Consider the following 21,845-nt stretch of genomic DNA (forward strand, 5'->3'; position numbering starts at 1 on the left):
ATTCCCCATAGTTGTCTACCAAATTAAATCCCTGCCGTTGCATATAATCGACATAGGAGATTTTTGCTTTAAAAATCATGGATAAAGCCTATCTTTGCAGTTGCTTTGGTTTGCATGATGATTCATTGGAGCGCAAATCAAGGAAAAGAGGAAACTGAATTGACTTCTGCAGCTATTAATTTTGTCAAGGTAAATTCAGACCAAGTAAATACAGCATAAATGAAAAACATACGTAATTTCTGCATTATTGCACATATTGATCACGGCAAAAGTACTTTGGCCGATAGGTTGTTGGACTTTACAGGTTCGGTAACGGAACGCGAAAAGCAAGACCAGCTATTGGATAGTATGGATCTTGAACGCGAGCGTGGAATTACCATTAAGAGCCATGCCATCCAAATGGATTATGAATATAATGGCGAAAAATATGTGCTTAATCTTATAGATACTCCTGGGCACGTGGATTTTTCCTATGAAGTATCGCGATCCATAGCGGCCTGCGAGGGAGCTTTATTGATAATTGATGCGGCACAGAGCATCCAGGCACAGACCATTTCCAATCTTTATTTGGCTTTGGAAAATGATTTGGAGATTATTCCTGTTTTAAATAAAGTAGACCTGCCAAGTGCCAACCCGGAAGAGGTTACAGATGATATAGTTGATCTATTAGGTTGCAAGCGAGAGGACGTTATCCCTGCAAGTGCTAAAACTGGCTTGGGCATTGAGGAAATTTTGACCGCCATTATAGAACGAATTCCGGCGCCGAAAGGCAATCTGGATGAATCACTACAAGCTTTGGTATTCGATTCTGTATACAATCCGTTCAGAGGGGTAGAAACCTATTTCAGGGTTATAAATGGTGAAATAAAGAAAGGTCAAAAAATAAAATTTGTCGCCACAGACAAAAACTATTTCGCAGATGAGGTGGGTACCCTAAAATTGATACAACACCCAAAACAAAGTATAAAAGCCGGAGACGTTGGCTATCTTATAACCGGAATCAAGGATGCACGGGAAGTAAAAGTGGGCGACACCATTACGGATGCCGCTAGCCCTACCAAAAATCCTATTGGAGGATTTGAAGATGTAAAGCCCATGGTATTTGCTGGTATATACCCCGTTGATACTGAAGATTATGAAGAACTCCGTTCTTCTATGGAAAAATTACAGCTAAATGATGCTTCCTTGGTCTTTACACCAGAGAGCAGTGCTGCACTTGGATTTGGATTTCGTTGTGGTTTCCTTGGGATGCTACACATGGAGATCATCCAAGAACGTTTGGAACGCGAGTTTGATATGACGGTAATTACGACCGTACCCAACGTAAGTTACCATGCCTTTACCCGCAAGAATCCAGATGTTCCCATTATTGTTAACAATCCATCAGATTTACCGGATCCCTCTACTTTAGATCACGTTGAGGAACCGTATATCAAGGCCACAATTATAACCAAGGCCGATTTTGTGGGCAACGTTATGTCCTTATGTATAGATAAAAGGGGGCTGATTACGAACCAAACTTATTTAACCACAGAAAGGGTTGAATTAAATTTTGATATGCCTCTGGCAGAAATTGTATTCGACTTTTACGATAGGTTAAAAACAGTATCCAAAGGCTATGCCTCATTTGATTATACCCCTATAGGTCTTCGAACCTCAAAATTGGTGAGGGTAGATATATTACTTAATTCCCAGCCAGTGGATGCTCTGTCCGCATTAATACATGCAGATAATGCCGCCAATATTGGTAAAAAAATGTGCGAGAAGCTCCGGGAACTAATTCCAAGACAACAATTTGATATTCCTATCCAAGCTGCTATCGGGGCCAAGATAATTTCCAGGGAAACCATAAAAGCGTTGAGAAAGGATGTAACTGCCAAATGTTATGGTGGTGATATCTCACGTAAGAGGAAATTGTTGGAAAAACAAAAGAAGGGTAAAAAACGTATGCGTCAGGTTGGTAATGTAGAAATACCCCAGCAGGCATTTATGGCGGTGCTTAAACTGAACGACTAAACTAAATTTGAGGACCTGTAACCTTACCTAAAAAGAGGTAACATCTCCTATTGAACCATTCCAAATCGATTATTATTAGATCATCCCCTGATAGAATCATAAGGATGTGTTGGTTTCCCCCTTGCGTTTTACCAATAACAACCCCAATATGGTAAGTCCGGCATTGACGGCTATATTAATAAACCCAAAATCGAAATTGAAGGCTTGGGCAAAGTAGACACTCAGTAGATAAGTAAGTACCGGTGCCAAAAGGCAGATAATCGGCACCCATTTATCCTTAACCGCAATCTTGGTGAACATTCCCAACATATAAAGGCCCAAAAGAGGACCATAGGTATACCCTGCAACTTTGAAAATAAGCGAAACAACATCGCCCCTACTGTTGGAGAATAACATAATTATTAAAAATAGTACTGCTGAAAAACCAAGTAAAACCCAATTTTTAAGCCTTTTTTTGTCAGCACTGGACTTGTGTGAAATATCCAGAAAATCATAGGTAAAGGAGGTAGTTAGGGCTGTCAGGGAGGAATCCACACTGGAAAATGATGCTGCAATGATACCCAACAAAAAACTGATTCCGGCAAAGACTCCCAGATGGTTCAATGCCAAATCGGGAAACAGGTTATCCGTATCCAAAAGTGCACCATTTTCACCTACGGCCAAACTAATTCCATTGCTCTCCGCATAACTGTACAACAGAATTCCCAATCCTAAAAACAAAAATTGGGTCAAGGCCAGAATTAAACTATAGGTCAGGGTATTTTTTTGAGCATCCCATTGATTTTTACAGGTCAACGTTTTTTGCATCATATTTTGATCTAATCCGATCATGGCAATTGCTACCAGAATACCCGCAATAAACTGTTTAAAAAAGTTATTGCTCGATTTACTTTCCCAGTTGAACACTTTAAAATACTTATGCTCCGTAACATGTTGTACAGCTTCTGAAAAGGATAAATTTAAGGAAGTAGTAATCGTATATATAGTAATTATTGCGCCCAATACCAAAAAGGTTGTCTGCAAAGTATCGGTCCAAACAATGGTCTTTATACCAGACTTATTGGTATATAACCAAACCAAAAGCAGGATAATTATTACCGTAATGGGAAAGGGTATGTTAAGCTTATCGAAAAGTGCGAACTGAAGAATTTTTGAGGCCAGTAATAACCGTAGTGCAGCTCCAAAGGATTGGGATACCAAAAAGAACAAAGACCCCGTCTTATATGTTTTTACACCATACCGCTGATCTAAATAACCATAAATGGAGACCAATTTTAATTTATAGTAAAGCGGAATCAGGACGAAGGTAATGAACAAATAGCCGACAACATTCCCTAGAATAAATTGATAGAAATAGAAATTGTTGTTGCCCACCATCCCGGGCAGGGAAACAAAGGTCACCCCTGAAAGTCCAGCACCCACCATACCAAAAGCAACTAAAAACCAAGGCGATTGTCGGTCTCCGGTAAAATAAGACTCATCACTTCTATTTCTTGAGGTGAAATATGAAATGGTCATCAATAAGACAAAATAGATGATAATGATGGCTAAAACTAAAAGTGTATTCAATGCAGATGGATTTTATTTTAACTTAATGTACGGTCCCTATTGCTACAATTTTACGACTATCCATGTAAGGACATATTAGAAATGCAATCTTAAATATTAAATTGAAAGTTTATTTTTGGGCTTTTTTTCCTTGTTATCAGCATCCAGCAATTTCCCAAGATACACTAACTTACATCCTTCTTGAATATCTTCAAAATTCTTGCTAAACGATGAAATAATTTTCAGGTCCCCATCCATGGTCTTAACAAAAATGGGAATAATATCCTTATCTGCCTTCGTAATTTCAATGAGGGCTTCATAGTGTTCCTTGCCCTTTAGTTCTATTTCATGAATTACAGGATTACTCCTGGCGGCTTCGGTCAAAGTAATAAAGTCATCGGTATGTGAAAAAAGACCTTCTTGGGGATTATTGTCAGGGTCGTTCATCTCATCGGTATTAACAAGTCTAAATGAACCGTGTTCCCCAAATTCTTTTTTGAAGGTGTCGATCGCGTATTCGTTAATATCCGAGTTACCTGTCAATGCCATAAGGTAACCAACGTCGTTCAGTTCTATATTGTCCGTTAAATTATCGGAATAAATGTTGGCAACAAAGGCTTCCAGGCCAAGGTTTTTGGCTTTTTCAATATTATTTTGGTTGTTATCTATCAAAACAACATGCCTGTTGTTCTTCTTAAGATAGCTTGCTATTAATCTAGGTACCTTGGAAGCTCCCACAATAAGGATCCCTTCTGATTTTTCTAAAAACACCCCCAGCAATTTTGCCATAATCCGCGCGGTAGATGCATTGAGTAGTACGGTGCCCAAAACGATCATAAAGACCAAGGGTGTAATATATTCCGCTCCAGGTTCTCCTCTTAAAATCAATTTAGAACCAAAAAGAGAGGCAATACCGGCAGCAACAATACCCCTAGGGCCAACCCAACTAATAAACAGCTTTTCCCTAAAATTAAGTTTGGAGCCTATAGTGCTCATAAATACCCCCAATGGTCTTACCACAAAAACCACAATAGCAAAAAGCACTAAGGTTTTGGGACTATATAACAATTCCAGTTCGGGTAAATTCATACTGGCCGAAAGAAGTATGAAAAGCATTGAAATTAAAAGTATGCTAAGGGACTCCTTAAAATATAGCAGTTCCTTGATATTTGGCAGCTGGGTATTCCCCATGACCATGCCCATAACTACCACGGCCAACAGCCCGGATTCATGTGCAAAAAGTTCAGAGATAACAAAAACCGAAAGTACTACGGATAACGATACCACATTTAACAAATAATGAGGCACATAATTTTTTTTAATGGCCAAGGTCAAGGCATGTGCAAAGCTGAAACCAAAGGTAAACCCTAATAGCAGCACCTTTACAAACTCTAAAAGTCCTGTTTGTGTATAGCCTTGCCCTTCCCCAATACTTATGAACTCAAAGACCAATACCGCCACAAGCGCACCAATGGGATCAATTAATATACCCTCCCATTTTAATACCGCAGATAAATCTTTCTTTAATGGAATATTCCTAAGAATGGGTGTAATAACAGTTGGTCCGGTTACAATTATAAGTGCAGAAAACAAAAAAGAAATTTGCCAGGGTAGCTCAAAAATAAAATGAGCGGCAGTTCCCGCTAAAAAGAAAGTTACCGCACTACCCACGGTAATCAACTTTGTAATCACAGGCCCTACTCTTGCTACCTCGGAGCGTTTCAAGGTAAGTCCACCCTCAAATAGGATAACACCAATAGCCAGTGATACAAAATGATAAAGGCTCTCCCCTAAAAACAAACCCTCTGTCTTATTCCAGATAGGTCTGATCAATTTGGTACCGTCCTCTGTAAACAAAGTAGATATTGGACCTACCAATAGACCTATAAGTATAAGGGGCAAAATGGCCGGTAATTTAAACCGCCATGCAACCCATTGTGCAATGATACCAAGAACGATTATTCCCGCAAGTTCTACCATAAAAAAATTTGAAGCAATATAGGTTTTAATCTAGAAAAAATCCATCTATGATAAAAAAACCTTGGAGCCGGCTTTAAAATTACACACTCTTCCGTACAATCCGTACAAAAGGAAACTTATTTGTTTCATAAAATTTAGGAAAAGAACCCTCTTATAAACCTGTGAATATAATAGGGTTCCTGCTTGCCTAATTACTAATATTTAGTTATTTTTTCATCTGGTTCCCCCCGCAAACAAAATTAAACCTATGGTAGAACTAAATATAGTAAACCTGCTAATGGTACTGTTGGCCGCTTGGCTTGGAGGAATATTTGCCAATCGAATAGGTTTCCCGTCTATTTTAGGTGAACTTCTGATAGGAATCATGTTGGGCCCGGCATTGTTCGGAATTTTGGAAACTTCCGATGCCCTGAACATTTTGGCGGAAGTCGGAATCCTTTTTCTCATGGCCTATATTGGTATGGAAATCAATTTTAAAGATCTGGGAAAAGCTTCATGGGCCGGTTTTCTTGCAGCCATTGGGGGATTCGTGGTTCCTTTCGCACTTGGCTATTACACCATCCTATTTTTTGATGGTACACAGCTTGCCGGTCTATTTGTTGGTATTGCCGTAGGGGTTACTTCCTTGGCCACAAAAAGTCGGATTTTAGTAGACCTAAAGCTTTTGGATACACGAATAGCCTATGTTCTTATGGCCGGTGCCCTGATTTCAGATACCTTGGCGCTTATCATTTTTGCAGGAATTATTGGTTTTGTCGATGCTGGCAGCGTTGATTCCATTGGTCTTGCCTGGGTCGCTGGCAAGGCCATTCTATATTTCTGCTTGGCGGTATCCATAGGTATTTACATATTTCCCCTGTTGGGAAAATTACTAACGAAGGCCAAGTTAACGGGGCGGACCTTGCTTTTTGGCATTTTGGTCATTATTGTGTTGGGTTTTTCCGAATTGGCCGAACTTGCTGGATTACACGGTATATTGGGATCGTTTATGGCCGGACTGTTCATAAGGGAAGGCATATTTTCCAGACAGGTTCTTAAAGATGTTACCGGGGTCTTCCACGATGTCTCCATCGGATTTCTAGCACCCATATTTTTTGTTACCGCCGGGTTTCACGTTACACTGGAAATTTTTCAGACGGATCTGGCCCTATTGATATTGATAATTGTTGGGGCCGTTGTTGGTAAAATTTTGGGAACCACCTTGTTTTACCTGCCAAGTGGTTACGGATGGCGTGAAGGATTCACCATAGGGACTGGTATGAACGGAAGGGGAGCTGTAGAGATTATTATTGCCGGTATCGGCCTTCAGATGGGCATAATTTCCCAGGAAATTTTTTCAATATTGGTGTTTATGGCCATTTCCACGACCCTAACCGTACCCATATTTCTTACTTGGACCACAAATTGGCTTAAAAAACGGGGGGAACTTGTAAAACAGGCTGCACGAAATGGATATTTGATACTTGGAGCAAATCCGTTGGGACTATACATCGCCAAGCAACTTGCCGAACAGAGCGAAGTAATCCTTATCGACTACAATAAGGATCTAGTGAACGAGGCCTATGCACAGGGATTAAAAGCAATCTATGGAAACGGACTAAGGGAAGACGCCTTCGAAGAAGCCGATGCCCTATCCAAAAATACATTTATAGCACTGACCGGTAATAGTGAAATAAATCTCCTATCCGCTCAATTGGCCTACAACTCCTTTTATATCCCCAACAGAATAGTCCTTGTTTCACCTGTTGAAGACGGGGCCGGTGTAAATCTACTGGATCACATGGATGCCTCTTCCATGTTTGCCAATAAGACCGATCTGGTTCCCTGGTCCTATAAAATTTCTACCCATGATTTTAAGGAAAGTATAGAAAAGGTAAATAAGGAAATTACCACTCGCAATTGGGTCAAGAAAAATTCCAATAGCAAGGATATCCTCCCGATACTAATTCTTGATGAAACCGGGCATAAACGTCCATTTCATTACAAGGAAATTATTAGGCCCAAGGAAAGTGTCATATATCTCCAATAGGTAGGTTTGGCAGAAAAAATATTCATAAAGTGTTAAAAAACCTCTAATAAACCCACGTTTCAAGAAATATCCTTAGTGCTTTTCTTAATTTGCACCTACTTAGGCTAGGTTATTTATGAAATTATACCCTATAGAATCAGGAAATTTTAAATTGGATGGAGGAGCTATGTTTGGCGTGGTACCAAAATCGATATGGAACAGAACCAATCCCGCAGATTCCAACAATTTGATAGATATGGCCGCCAGGTGTCTTTTAATAGAGAATGGTGATCGACTTACTTTAATAGATACCGGGATGGGCAATAAACAGTCCGATAAATTCTTTGGATATTATTACAGATGGGGAGAGCATTCCTTGGATAAATCATTAAACCAATACGGCTTTCACAGAGATGATATTACAGATGTGTTCCTGACACATCTGCATTTTGACCATTGTGGGGGTAGCATTCAATGGAACAAAGATAAAACCGGATATGAACCAGCCTTTAAAAACGCTGTCTTTTGGACCAATGAGGACCATTGGAAATGGGCCACAGAACCTAATGAACGGGAAAAGGCTTCCTTTCTAAAAGAAAATTTACTCCCCATGCAAGAAAGTGGTCAGCTGCGATTTATTGCTAGGGACAACAATACTTTCAAAGACCGTTCGGAAATGGACTTTGGAATTCTATTCGTGGACGGACATACGGAAAAACAAATGATTCCCCACATTCAATATAAGGATAAGACTTTGGTCTTTGCTGCGGACCTATTGCCTACAGCAGGACATATTCCACTGCCCTATATAATGGGTTATGATACACGACCCTTATTGACTCTTACAGAAAAAGCCATGTTCCTGGAAAAGGCGGAGAAAAACAATCATTACCTGTTTTTGGAGCATGATGCCCACAACCAAATCTGTACCCTACAAACCACCGAAAAAGGTATACGTTTAAAAGAAATACATACCTTTGCCCAGCTTTTTGAATAATATGATCAATTATAGACTCCTATAAACGGCAAACCATTATCGCCTAGCAAGCTTTAAAGCCAAATAACCCTGAAATACATTTAAGCAGACATTCTAATTTTAACTTTATAAATAAATGACACTAACATTAAACAGAACTATTTTGGCCGTATCGGCCTCTATTTTACTTTATGGTTGTGGTAGTACTGCCCTAGTTTCTACGCCAATTGGTAATATTGACACCCTTCCCCTTAAAATATCGGAATTAACCGAAACGCAAAAAAAGAATTGGGGTCATGCGGATTTAATTACGGATACCATTCCTGGAATGAGCATAGATAAGGCTTATGCAGAGATCATTGGGAATAAAAAAGGTGAAAAGGTAATAGTAGCGGTGTTGGATTCCGGGATGGACCTGACCCATGAGGATTTGGTAGATGTGCTTTGGACCAACAAAGGAGAAATTCCAGGGAATAATAAAGATGATGATAATAATGGCTATATAGACGACATACATGGCTACAACTTCTTAGGGGAATCCTATAATGAACAATTGGAAATGGCCCGTATAGTAAGCAAGAAATTAGGAGATGCGTCCTTACAGGCCAAGGCGAAAAGTAACCTAGAAAAAGATTATCAGAAAGCAATTCAAAATAAGGGACAGTACGAACAAATACTTCAGGCAGTACAGAATGCGGATAATGAAGTAAAGGCTCTTTTGGGGAAGGATAACTATACTAAAAAAGACCTTACCGAAATTAAAACCGAAGACGAAGCTATGCAAAGAAATGTCAGTATTTTGATGCAAATGTTGAGTATTAAGGACACGATCCCAGAAGTTCTTTCAGAGCTTAAGGATGGCATTAAACATTTTACAGACCAACTTAATTATAATCTAAATGTAGATTTTGATGGTAGAAAAATTGTTGGCGACGATCCATATAATTTTGACGATAGGGGTTATGGTAATGGCAACCCTAGTAATAGGGTTGAGGATGAAAGTCATGGAACCCACGTGGCCGGTATTATCGCAGCAAAAAGAAATAATGGCCTTGGTGCCAATGGGGTTGCAAACAATGTAGAAATAATGAGTATCAGGGCAGTTCCCAATGGGGATGAGTACGACAAGGATATTGCCTTGGGAATCCGTTATGCCGTAGATAACGGTGCCAAAATTATCAATGGAAGTTTTGGAAAAGCCTTCTCTCCAAATGCCCAATGGGTATATGATGCCATTAAATATGCAGCAGACAATGATGTTATCTTTGTCCATGCGGCAGGAAACTCCGGTGAAGATCTTGACGACCCAAACAACCCAAATTTCCCCAACGACCAAATTAATAACGGTCCCGAAATGACCGATAATGTTATAACGGTAGGTGCTTTAGCTAGCCAATATGGTTCAGAAATGGTGGCCACCTTTTCTAATTATGGCTTAATAAATGTAGATATCTTTGCTCCTGGTGATGATATCTATTCTACCATGCCGAACAATGAATACGATTTTCAGGGAGGTACTTCCATGGCTGCACCAGCTGTTGCAGGAGTAGCTGCACTGGTTAGATCTTATTATCCAAAATTAACCGCCTCACAGGTAAAGGCCATATTGATGAATTCTGGACTTACTACCAAATCCAAAGTAGTAGTTGCCGGCGATTCTTCCAAGGCAATGGATTTTCAAAAAATATCGAAATCCGGTAAAATGGTCAATGCTTATAACGCCTTAATAATGGCAGATGCAGTATCCAGAGGTAAAATAAACCTTTAATATAAAGGACAAGGCCAAAACAATCAACATGTACTTAGGAGTACGATAGTTTTAGTCATCCAAAGTGAATAAATAAAATTCTTAATGGGGAGCGCCGTGGTTATCAACGTTCCCCTTTTTATAATTATATAGTTTTAAACGTATGAAATATAACAAAGGACTTTTTATAGGTTTAGTTGTAGCGATTCTAAGCTTAACATCTACATTAGAAGCACAAAATAATACTTCTTATTGGCAGCAACATGTAGATTATGCTATGGAAGTAGACGTGGACGTTAAGAATTACCAATACGGCGGTACCCAAAAATTGGTTTATACCAATAACTCACCAGATGAACTAAGCCGAGTTTATTATCATCTATTTTTCAATGCCTTTCAGCCAGGTAGTGAAATGGATATGCGTTTACAAAGCATCGCTGACCCAGACGGTAGAATGATGGAAGAAGGGAAAAGCCGAATAGCAAGCCTCTCCCCTGATGAAATAGGATATCTCCGGGTTACTTCCCTTACTCAGGACAACAAAGCGGTTTCCTATGTGGAAGAGGGTACGGTTTTGGTTGTAGAATTAAATAAACCTATTCCTGCAGGCGGAAAGACTACCTTAGAAATGACATTTAATGGACAAATCCCATTGCAAATAAGACGAGCTGGTAGAAACAGCAGTGAGGGTGTGGCGCTGTCCATGAGTCAGTGGTATCCAAAAATGGCCGAATACGACTTTGAAGGTTGGCATGCCGATCCATATATAGCCCGTGAATTCCATGGGGTATGGGGCGATTTTGATGTGAAACTGACCTTGGACAAAAAATATGTAGTTGGTGGAACTGGATATTTACAAAATGCCCAAGAAATAGGTCATGGTTATGAATCTCCTGGATCAAAAGTAAAAAAGACCAAGGGAAAAACACTTACTTGGCATTTTAAAGCCCCAATGGTTCATGACTTTATGTGGGCCGCCGATCCCGATTACATTCACGATACCCTACAAGTAGAAAATGGCCCGATGCTCCATTTTTTCTACAAGAACGACAAGGAAATCATAGAAAATTGGAAAAAACTACAGCCTAAAACGGCCGAAGCCATGCAGTTTTTCAATAAAAATATTGGCGATTATCCTTATGAACAATACTCGATAATACAAGGAGGCGATGGTGGCATGGAATATGCTATGAGTACCCTGATTACTGGCGGTAGAAATTTTGGAAGTCTGGTAGGCGTTATGGTCCACGAAATGGCCCATTCCTGGTTTCAACATGTTCTGGCTAGCAACGAATCCAAACACGAATGGATGGACGAAGGCTTTACCAGCTTTATCTCGACCTTATGTATGGACCAAATCATGAACCAGGATAAGGATAACCCTTTTGAAAGTTCCTATCAAGGATACTACAATTTGGTAGCTTCAGGTAAAGAACAGCCCCAAACTACCCATTCCGATAGATATGAACTAAATTTTGCCTATGGGGTTGCCGCCTATAGCAAGGGTGCAATATTCCTATCACAATTGGGCTATATCATTGGGCAGGATAAGCTGATGGAAACCCTTAGAAAGTATTATCAAGACTTTAAATTTAAACACCCAACGCCAAACGATATTAAAAGAACCGCTGAAAAAGTATCCGGCATGGAGTTGGACTGGTACCTTACCGATTGGACGCAAACGACAAATACCATAGATTATGGCATTAAGGCCGTTGAGGCAGAAGGGCAAAAAACAAAGGTTAGCTTGGAGCGCATTGGTCTTATGCCCATGCCCATAGATGTGTTGGTGCTATACAATGACGGTACACAGGAAACGTTTTACGCTCCCTTACGTATGATGCGCGGAGAAAAAGAGAATCCGTATGCCAATTTAAAAAGGACCACATTGCCAGATTGGCCTTGGGCATATCCCAACTATGATTTTATCTTGGATAAATCGCTTAACAATATAAAGGCCATAGTATTGGATCCATCCCAACTAATGGCCGATATAGATCCCGAAAACAATGTTTGGCAAGTACAGGAGTAAAAAGCAATAAAGTGCTAAATCCGTTTAAAATGACTTTAATAGACATCTTAAACGGATTTTTTATTTTTGATACCACCATGTTCCACTATACATTTTGTTCTTGGCGGTAGCTTCCCTACTGCTCATTAAGATTTCATTTTTATTAATCTGCCTATTCCGATAACCCAGTAGGTGAAATAATGGTTTTGCTAAAAATCTGGCAGTTCTTTTATTTACCAACAAGGTTCCCTTTTTCTTATCTGCCCAAGAAACCCCGGGTAAAATTGGGAGCAAGGCCGGCATTCTTATTTTTCGCAATACCCTTGATAACCATAGGGCCAATTTGGGTATCCTCCGTATCAGAAAAAATCCATCCTCTCCCTGACTTTGGTACAAAGGCATAAAAATGCTCGATTTTTGCAGGGCCAATACTGCTCTTTTATTATGTTCGGCCAATAATTTTCCTTTGTTTACGACATCAAAACTCTTAAATCCGGACAACATAGAAAATTGGTCCTTGGAATCAATAGGATGTCTATAAATTATTTCAAAAAAACTGGCATTTTTCATGGCAGAATTTTGAAGTTGAAGGTAATATCCTTCATACCCTTTAACATCTGCCCTTTTAAGTGCGTCACTATAAACCAGGGCCAACCACATAAAAGCTATACTATTCTCCACCGCTTCCTTTGCGGTGTGCTGGCCAGATTCAAAACCTACAGACAGATAACCTTGATCATTGATATAACTAAGTAGGGGTCCCTCTAGATACTCCTCTATCCCCAAAATTATTGGGACCGGAAAAAGCTTGGAAAATTTCCTATTGATCAAGGCGTCGTTGATGGTAATAAAAGGCAATGTTTTACTGGAAGTAGTATGGAAATCAATAAAATAAAAAGGTCCTGGTTCCGTCTCAAGTATATCCCATAAAACTTGGTATAGGGAAAATAACTCCTTGTCCTCGTTTAAAAGTTCCTTTTCAGATGTGTTTTTAATTTTTTCGATATTTTCAACGGTCCATGATCGATTAAGGTCATGATCCAGAAATCTTTTTCCTGCCAAAAGAGCCTCGATATTTCCACGAATACCATAAATGTTACCATTTACAGGTATTTTTTCTTCTTCAATTCTAAGTAAAACATCTTGTATAGCCTTTTCCCCGGAAGGCTCATTACCATGAATACCCCCAAAGAATACCACGGTAGGACCATTGTTGCTACCGTTTAAATGACCAATGATCCGATTATCGCCAGTTTGGTTTGCCAAGTTGGTCATAAATCCTTTGTAGTAATAATTCCCACTAATTTTTTACCCTGGACAACAGGTAAACAATTTATACCATTCGCTTCCATTAAGGTCCTTGCCCTGTTCATGCTTTCATCTTCGGTAATGGTAATGAGTTCTGTTTTCATCATGTCCCTTATACGGTCTTCAACCTTATTCGGATTCTTTAAATACTCCTTTAGATCGGTCCAAGTTAACAATCCAACCAGATCCAAATCATCATTGAGTATGGGTATATGGTGAATATTTTTCCACTGCATCATTTTCAATACCAATTCCGAACTATCACTATCTTGCGCCGTTATGGTCCTTGTATTCATGTTTTGGTAAACTTTTTTATCTTTCTTATTTAGAACAAATTCATCTCCTCTTGGCAATTGCCATGCATCTATGGGATATCCTTTTTGTTGACTCCCATACATTTTGGCCGTTAAGATTGTCAACGCCTCAGGTAGCTTATATTCCTTTCTGAGTTTTCTATAACTTTTAACCATCCATCTGGAGCCATTGGCCGATCCGATCCTTTTTTCAATAATTTTTAGATAATGCTCAGCATCTTTTGGTGCCACCCCCAAACTATACAAACCCTTAAAAGCCATTGGTAATAAGTGATCCAACAATAATTGTTGACTGGATAGTAGTTGTCCTTCCCAATAAAATTGGGCTGCCATACCATATCTGGCAGCACTGAAAAAATTACTTTTTACATCGTTGAAATCCATCTTGGTATGAATGGCATCATACTTTTTAGGCCTACCCGTCATAACGCCTACCCATAACATCATATTCGCAATTTCATCTTCGGTCGTGGGTCCGGATGGAATATACCTGTTCTCAATTCTAATGTGAGGCTTGCCATTTGTAATGCCATAACAAATGCGGTTCCATGTATACACTGTACCGTTATGGAGTGCCAACGCCTTTAACTTCGGTATTTTTCCCTGTTTCAATTCGCTTAAACTGTCCACTTCGGCATTTGAAGTAAGAAGGCTTCTAAATCCGGTAATGGATTCTTTAAAATAGTCCACAACTGTGCCCCTTGCCCAGTTATTTCCAAAATTGACCCTTGGTTCCCGTTCATTCAATAAAAAGGTACTGGCCCTAGTATCCACACTTTGTGTAAATAGGGCAATTCTAGTTTCTTCCCACAACTCCCTACCAAAGAGCATGGGGGAATTGGTACAAATGGACAGGATTGGTCCTGCTATGGCTTGGGACCAATTATAGGTGTCTTCAAAATCATATGGATCTATCTGTAGGTGCGATTGAAAACTGGTATTGCATCCTTCATATAAAACGGAGTCGTGGTGGATATTTAATTCGTCCACCCCTTTAATATGAAGTTCTATATCATTGTTTCTTATTTCCTTTATTACCTCGTTCAGTACCTGATAACGGGCAATTGGAGTCATAAATCCAATTTCCAAATGCCTTTTTGAAATGGTCGGCAGAATTCCGCAGAGTATTATCTTATTAGCATATTCCTCAGCTGCCTTGTCGGCCTTTGCCAATAAATGATCCAGCTGTAAGTGCATTTCCGAAAAGCAATTCCCCGTCAACGGAATGGGATCTAAATTTATTTCCAGATTGTACAGGGCCAATTCGGTAGTAAAATGGGGGTCATCTATATTTCCAAGAATTTCCAATGCCTTATTGGACGGCTGCCATGATGAATCTACCAAACAAAATTCCTGTTCGGCACCAATTCTAATGGGACTTCGTTCAAACAACTTATTTTCCAGTATTTGTTCCAAGGCCGTGATATCTGCCAACAACTGTTTAATGTACCTAGCCTTTAGAGGATTGTTCCTTAATTTTTCAACTTGCAATTCTCCCATATATCCATGTTTAGCGTTTTGTTAAAAATGTAACCTAAGTTAAGGGCTAAGGAGATTTTGAACTATGATGATTGTCATATCCCATAACTGTGGTTTTTATTTTTACTTTTGCGGGGAATGTCGTTTAGATTCCCAAAAACAGAAAAGCTAAAGAGCAAAAAACTAATTGAGCAGTTGTTTGCCGAAGGGGTTGGTATTACCAATTACCCAATTAAACTTGTATACCTTAAAACCAGATATGAAGATGATTCCAAATGCAAAGTAGGGGTAACCGTTTCCAAAAGAAATTTTAAAAGCGCCGTAAAAAGAAACCGTATTAAAAGATTGATGCGTGAAAGCTACAGGCTAAACAAACACCTAATTTTTAACAACATAGAGGGCGACTTTGCGTTTATGTTTTTATACCTTGGTAAGGAGATACCATCGCAATCCAGAATAACAGATGCTATGTTTACCCTTATGCAGAAATTTGTTGGTCAATTAGCAAAGGGTAGCAAATAAATTATGAACTAATGAAAGAGATATTAAAGAAAAGGGTGCTCATCCCTATTATTGCCGTTACCCTATTAATTGCAGGAAGTAGTTTTAAGGGCGATTTTTTTGAGATAGCCAAACAGATCGAAATTTTTACTACTCTGTTCAAAGAGCTTAACATGAACTATGTGGATGAGACCAATCCTGCAGAACTAATGGATACGGCCATTAAAAACATGTTGGAAGAGCTTGATCCCTATACCAAATTCCTTAACGAACAAGACGTAGAATCCTTCAAAATAAACAACGCTGGGGAATATTCCGGTATTGGAGCAATAGTGAGAAGCTACAAGGATAAAATAGTTATTGTTGAGCCTTACAAGGGCTATCCGGCTGATAAAGCGGGATTAAAGGCAGGGGACGAAATTATTAAGATCGGTGATATTGCCATAGCCGATGTTAAGGATGATGCGGACGAACTTTTAAAGGGAGCCAGCAACACAAGTGTGGGCATTACCTATGTTAGACAGGGAGAAACCAAATCTACCACAGTTAATAGGGAATCCATAGAAGTAGACGCTGTTCCTTATTATAAAATGATCAACGATAATACAGGTTATATTGTTCTATTAAAATTTAATAAGAAAGCTACGGAACAAACAAAAAAAGCACTCCTTGATCTTAAAAACGATGGAGCCAAGAAAATTATTCTGGACCTAAGGGATAATCCTGGAGGTCTGTTGAGTGAAGCCATAAATGTTACCAATCTTTTCATCCCCAAAGGGGAACTTGTGGTAACCACCAAATCCAAGGTAAAAAAATTCAATAGGGAATACAAAACTACCAACCAACCTGTGGATACCGAAATACCATTGGTTGTATTGGTTAATGGTAGAAGTGCCTCAGCCAGTGAAATTGTCTCGGGCAGTCTACAGGATTTGGACCGTGCCGTTATAGTAGGAGCAAGAAGCTTTGGCAAGGGACTGGTACAGCGTCCTTTAAAACTTACCTATGGCACCCAATTAAAAGTAACCATTTCCAGATATTATACGGCATCCGGAAGATGTATTCAATCTTTGGATTATTGGAATAGGGATGAGAATGGAAATGCAGTTAAAAATACCCAATTTAGGGATTTCAAAACCAAAAATGGACGTAAAGTACAAGATGGGGGCGGTGTTTTGCCCGATATAGAAATTGCTGCCGCCAAAACAAATACCCTTACCCAAGCCTTGCTATCGGGTAACGTTATTTTTGATTACGCCACCGACTATTATTACAACAATACTTTGGAAAATGTATTGGATTTCAGCTTTAATGATGTTGATTTCACATCATTTAAGAATTATGTGTCCAAAAGTAATTTTGACTTTGAAACCAAAGCTGAAAAAGCACTTAAGGAAGCCATGGCGGGAGAGGACAGCGCCCTTTATAATAATTCGGTTACCGCCAACTATAAATCGCTTTTGTTGGAGATGGACAAAAGCAAGATTATGGCTTTGGATAAATATAAAGCGGAAATACAAAAGAACTTGGAAGATGAGATTCTGAAGCGTTATTTCTATAGGGAAGGACTTTATGATTATCATCTACAAAATGACGAAGCCATAATGACTGCTTCCGTCCTATTAAATGATAACAGTAAGTATAGGGATATCCTAAAATAATCTCTAGTCGAAAAGACTAATGTTCCTTATTCCTTATATCTTAAAATATACCTTCTTTTGATCCAAAAAGTAGGTTATATACCAAAACATAAATAGGACAAATAGGGAATTTATTACCAATATTAATCCTTCCTGTACACCTAAAGGAGCCAGTATATTTTCGGTAAAAATTAACCCAAAACCTCTAAACCATTGAGCCCCTACAGTTTCGGCAAATAAATAAATGAAAATGGAATTGGTCCCCACGACAGAAAAGATCTTCAACCAATTACTCTTATGGCCCTTAATGTCTATCCACCAGTAAAATAATGCCAATGCCAGCAATGCCCATCCTCCTGAAGCCAGGGTAAAAGAGGTAGTTGCTATTCTTTTAATAATTGGTGTAATTCCTATAAGATCCATCCCGTAGCCCACTGCAAGTAAGGCAGCTCCCCACATTAAAATGGGACTTAACTTTTCCTTGGCCGATTTATTGGAAAGCAATAATTGGCCACAGATCACACCCATTACCGTATGGACCGCAGTAGGCAGAAAGTTTATGAAAACCCAGCCTCCACCGTTAATTTTTCCCATCACCAACATATCTATCCAAGACCCAAAACTTTGTCCTTGATTATATGGGTCCTGTGGGTTATAAACCCGATAAAGAATTTCGGTAAGTATTAAAATCCCAAGACAAATTATAATTTGGGTACGGTGGGGAAGATTCATGATAGCGTAGGCGATAAGAATTGTAAAGGCCAATTGTACCAATACATTCCATAGTTCCCACACCAAAGCATGGCTATACACGCAGTGCAACAATACCCCAAAACTAAAAAGCAAAAAACATCTTCTTAAAATATGTTTGGTAGCGGCCTTTCTACTTCCAGTAGCCAAGCGTTTTCTAAGTGAAAATGGCATAGCCACCCCCACAATAAACATAAAGAAAGGCTGTATAAGATCCCAAAACCGCAATCCGTTCCAAGGATGATGGTGCAACTGTTCCGCCAATGGGTGCAAAACGGTGTTGTTTTCGGTATAGTCCCCAAAGCTCCCGTGAAACCCTGCGGCCTCTGCAATGAGTAAAAACATGGTTAATCCGCGAAATACGTCTAGGGAAAATAACCTTTTGGAAAGGTTGGTAGCTTCGTTGGTCATTTTTTATGTGGTTGATTATTTGGCAATAACAATGTAGTGATTTTCTATAGACATTCATAAAATAATGTGCATGTTTGCAAATTGTCCCATCCTTACCCAAAGGACATAAGCAACGATTTTTTCCACTAACCAAAAAGTTTCGGCATTAAAGTAGAGGACCCATGCACCTTCTGAATATTTTAATTAATTTTCCCTTTTTTAAAGATCAAACCTATGAAAAACAAGTTTTTCCTTCTAATTGTCTTAAGTATTTTTCTTTGTCTAGGTTACAAACCAAAGGAACCTAAAATACTGATTATTGGAGACTCCATTTCTTTAGGTTATTTTCCTAAAGTTAAAGAAGCCCTAGCCTCAAAGGCATTAGTTTTGCACAATCCTGGAAATGCACAACACACTGGAACGGGATTGGAAAAAATTGAGGACTGGGTAGGTGAAGAGGATTGGGATATTATCCAATTTAATTGGGGATTATGGGATCTTTGTTACCGACACCCAGATTCCAAAGTCTATGGCAATAGGGACAAAATTAAGGGTACCATAACCTATGACCTGGAAACCTATGAAAAAAATCTGGAAGAGTTGGTTAGTTTCCTTAAAGCCAATACCTCAGCAAAATTGATCTTTGTAACAACAACTTATGTACCTGTTAATGAAGCAGGAAGACATTCTACAGATGTAGCAAAATACAATGCAGTAGCAAAATCCGTAATGAAAAAAAATGGTGTTATTATCAACGATATTTATAAAAAATCCATAACCATACACCGTAAAAATGGTTTGGGAGATAAGGATGTCCACTATAATAAGGAGGGATATAACGATCTGGGAAAACTAATTGTTCCTGTGCTTCAAAAAACGATGAAGAAATTATAGTGCAAACAATTTTTTGCATTTTAAAGCCTATCCACTTTCGGGGTATTTTAAACAGCATGAAATTGAACCATCTTATATCCAACCAAGAAATAACACTTATGTTCTTTAAAAATTAATTAATTTAAGCGATAAAACCACTACCAATGTCGCTTCAAATTGCCAAATATTTATCGCTCTTTACCGCAGCGGCGCTTTGTTTAACAGGTTGCCAGGATGTAACTTCTACCAATACCGATTCCAGTAAGTATACCAATTGGTCCTCCTATTTGGGCGGGCCGGACCGCAACCACTATTCCACCCTTTCACAAATAACCCAGGAAAATGTTACCCAACTTAAGGTGGCCTGGTCTTACTCCGCACCGGATAGCGGTCAGATGCAAATGAATCCCATTGTAGTGGATACTATCTTGTACGGAGTTACGGCTGCATTGCGGGCTGTGGCGCTCGACGCCCGAACTGGATTGGAAATATGGAGATTTGGCGATTCATTAAACCAGGAGAATTCCACCAGCCGAGGCGTAGCATACTGGAAAAAAGATGATGACGAACGCATTCTGTTTACCCAAGGTGCCAATCTTTTTGCCTTAAATGCAAAGACAGGCGAACTTATTTCTTCATTTGGTGAAAATGGAAAAATTGACCTGCACTCCGGATTGCCATCTAATGCAAAAGATAAATTTGTAGTATCCAACACTCCGGGAACGGTTTTCAAGGATCTAATAGTAATGCCTATTCGACTGTCTGAGGGGAGTGGTGCAGCCCCGGGAGACACTATGGCTTTTAATGTAATAACGGGGACCCTGGAATGGGCATTCCATACCATACCCCATCCTGGTGAACCTGGTAATGAAACCTGGGAAGATCCCAATACCTATAAAAGTGACACCGTAGGTGCGGCCAACAACTGGGCCGGTATGGCCTTGGATGAAGAAACTGGAACACTTTACGTGCCAACAGGATCTGCAGCTCCCGATTTTTACGGCGGCAATAGAAAGGGAAGTAATCTTTATGCCAATTCTTTATTGGCATTGAATGCCAATACCGGAAAACTCCTTTGGCATTACCAATTTACCCACCACGATCTATGGGATAGAGATCCTCCGGCACCCCCCAATCTATTAACAATTACCAGAGCGGGAAAAAAGATTCCAGCCGTGGCCCAAGTAACAAAGCAGGGATATGTATTTCTTTTCGATAGGGGAATGGGGGCCCCTTTGTTCGATATTGAGGAAATCCCCGTACCTGCCTCTACTTTAGAAGGTGAAAAAACTTGGGAAACCCAACCATTTCCAACAAAACCCAAGCCTTTTGCAAGGCAATCCAATCTTTTGACCGAAAACGACCTTAGTCCATATGCCGAAAACAAGGAGGAATTACTGACTCAGTTCAATGAAGCGGATAAAAGAATCTACGCTCCACCGGGTTTGAATCCAGTTCTCCTATTGCCTGGATATGACGGAGCTGCTGAATGGGGTGGGGCTGCGGCCGACCCCGAGGAGGGTATTATTTACGTAAACTCCAATGAAATGGCCTGGTTCCTTCAAATGAAAAGAGATACCTTGGATACAAACCTGCCATTAGGGGAAAGTACCTATAACAAATATTGCGTTGTATGCCATCAAAAGAACCGTAATGGTAATGTTGCAAGTGGATATCCATCCCTCCTAAACCTAAAATCATCTCATAAAAAAGACGCTGTTGCCTTGACTATTCAAAAGGGAAAAGGAATGATGACCGGATTTCCACAGATTACGAAAGAGGAAATGGACGCATTGCTTCAATTCTTGTATGGAGAGGAGAAATTAAAAAAGGTAGCTAAAAATGAGGCAAAACCTATAGAAACTACTTATAAACATACCGGGTATAAAAAATTCTTGGATAGTAATGGACTGCCTGCCATTTCCCCGCCATGGGGCACATTGCATGCCATTGACCTCAATACCGGGGATTACCTTTGGTCCATTCCCTTTGGAGAGACTATAAGTCTAAAAGAAAAAGGATTCCCTCAGACAGGATCGGAAAACTACGGCGGCGCAATAGTGACCAAAAACGGACTTTTGTTTATCGGGGCCACAAAAGATGGATATTTTAGAGCTTTCAATAAAAATAGCGGTAAGTTACTTTGGGAATACAAACTCCCAGCGGCAGCATTTGCCACTCCCGCCATGTATGAAGTAGCCGGCAAGCAATATATAGCCATTGCATGTGGTGGCGAAAAATTAGGAACCGAAAAAGGAAACCAAATTATTGCTTTTGCCTTGGAATAGAAAATTTAGAAACTAT

Annotated in this window: 14 protein-coding genes; 9 read left to right on the forward strand and 5 right to left on the reverse strand. The window is 39.5% G+C overall.

Annotation, left to right across the window (positions count from 1 at the left end; all coding sequences use genetic code 11):
• Positions 1-219 precede the first annotated feature (219 nt).
• On the forward strand, positions 220-2,016 hold the full coding sequence (gene lepA, locus H4O18_RS02490) for a translation elongation factor 4 (RefSeq protein WP_187581511.1): 1,797 nt from the start codon (positions 220-222) through the stop codon (positions 2,014-2,016).
• A gap of 96 nt (positions 2,017-2,112) precedes the next feature.
• Here lepA and H4O18_RS02495 read toward each other — a convergent pair whose 3' ends face one another.
• The gene (locus H4O18_RS02495) at positions 2,113-3,585 is read right to left on the reverse strand and encodes a sodium:solute symporter (protein WP_187581512.1); all 1,473 of its coding nucleotides are present in this window, start codon (positions 3,583-3,585) and stop codon (positions 2,113-2,115) included.
• Positions 3,586-3,681: 96 nt separating this feature from the next.
• A complete protein-coding gene (locus tag H4O18_RS02500; protein WP_187581513.1) occupies positions 3,682-5,544 on the reverse strand; it encodes a cation:proton antiporter in 1,863 nt (620 codons plus the stop codon).
• Positions 5,545-5,791: 247 nt separating this feature from the next.
• On the opposite strand from H4O18_RS02500, the gene H4O18_RS02505 reads away from it, so the two are divergent.
• From H4O18_RS02505 to H4O18_RS02520, 4 genes are all read left to right on the forward strand, one after another.
• Positions 5,792-7,573 (forward strand): cation:proton antiporter, encoded by a 1,782-nt coding sequence (locus H4O18_RS02505; protein WP_187581514.1) that lies wholly within the window; start codon positions 5,792-5,794, stop codon positions 7,571-7,573.
• Between the two features lie 115 nt (positions 7,574-7,688).
• The gene (locus H4O18_RS02510) at positions 7,689-8,549 is read left to right on the forward strand and encodes an MBL fold metallo-hydrolase (RefSeq protein WP_187581515.1); all 861 of its coding nucleotides are present in this window, start codon (positions 7,689-7,691) and stop codon (positions 8,547-8,549) included.
• 115 nt (positions 8,550-8,664) lie between these two features.
• Entirely contained in the window at positions 8,665-10,296 is a 1,632-nt protein-coding gene (locus H4O18_RS02515; RefSeq protein WP_187581516.1) for a S8 family peptidase, read from the forward strand.
• A gap of 142 nt (positions 10,297-10,438) precedes the next feature.
• Complete coding sequence (locus tag H4O18_RS02520; protein ID WP_187581517.1) at positions 10,439-12,307, forward strand: M1 family metallopeptidase; 1,869 nt, start codon at positions 10,439-10,441, stop codon at positions 12,305-12,307.
• Positions 12,308-12,367: 60 nt separating this feature from the next.
• Here H4O18_RS02520 and H4O18_RS02525 read toward each other — a convergent pair whose 3' ends face one another.
• Positions 12,368-13,561, reverse strand: coding sequence for a succinylglutamate desuccinylase/aspartoacylase family protein (locus H4O18_RS02525; RefSeq protein WP_187581518.1), 1,194 nt, complete (start codon positions 13,559-13,561; stop codon positions 12,368-12,370).
• A complete protein-coding gene (locus H4O18_RS02530) occupies positions 13,558-15,408 on the reverse strand; it encodes a CBS domain-containing protein (RefSeq protein ID WP_187581519.1) in 1,851 nt (616 codons plus the stop codon). The genes H4O18_RS02525 and H4O18_RS02530 overlap by 4 nt, the downstream gene beginning before the upstream one ends.
• Before the next feature lie 117 nt (positions 15,409-15,525).
• On the opposite strand from H4O18_RS02530, the gene rnpA reads away from it, so the two are divergent.
• Both rnpA and H4O18_RS02540 read left to right on the forward strand, forming a co-directional pair.
• Positions 15,526-15,909, forward strand: a complete 384-nt coding sequence (rnpA, locus tag H4O18_RS02535; protein ID WP_187581520.1) for a ribonuclease P protein component — start codon at positions 15,526-15,528, stop codon at positions 15,907-15,909.
• A gap of 11 nt (positions 15,910-15,920) precedes the next feature.
• A complete protein-coding gene (locus H4O18_RS02540) occupies positions 15,921-17,549 on the forward strand; it encodes a S41 family peptidase (RefSeq protein WP_187581521.1) in 1,629 nt (542 codons plus the stop codon).
• A 33-nt stretch (positions 17,550-17,582) separates the two neighbouring features.
• On the opposite strand, the gene H4O18_RS02545 is transcribed toward H4O18_RS02540, so the two are convergent.
• Positions 17,583-18,689 (reverse strand): acyltransferase family protein, encoded by a 1,107-nt coding sequence (locus tag H4O18_RS02545; protein ID WP_187581522.1) that lies wholly within the window; start codon positions 18,687-18,689, stop codon positions 17,583-17,585.
• Between the two features lie 213 nt (positions 18,690-18,902).
• Here H4O18_RS02545 and H4O18_RS02550 point away from each other — a divergent pair, with 213 nt between their 5' ends.
• Together H4O18_RS02550 and H4O18_RS02555 are read left to right on the forward strand one after the other, a co-directional pair.
• On the forward strand, positions 18,903-19,562 hold the full coding sequence (locus H4O18_RS02550; protein ID WP_187581523.1) for an SGNH/GDSL hydrolase family protein: 660 nt from the start codon (positions 18,903-18,905) through the stop codon (positions 19,560-19,562).
• 143 nt (positions 19,563-19,705) lie between these two features.
• Positions 19,706-21,829: an outer membrane protein assembly factor BamB family protein gene (locus H4O18_RS02555; protein ID WP_187581524.1), complete on the forward strand. Its 2,124-nt coding sequence runs from the start codon at positions 19,706-19,708 to the stop codon at positions 21,827-21,829.
• Positions 21,830-21,845: the final 16 nt, after the last annotated feature.

Origin of the sequence: Arenibacter arenosicollis, assembly GCF_014397245.1 — a bacterium.
In the GTDB taxonomy this organism is placed as follows: domain Bacteria; phylum Bacteroidota; class Bacteroidia; order Flavobacteriales; family Flavobacteriaceae; genus Arenibacter; species Arenibacter arenosicollis.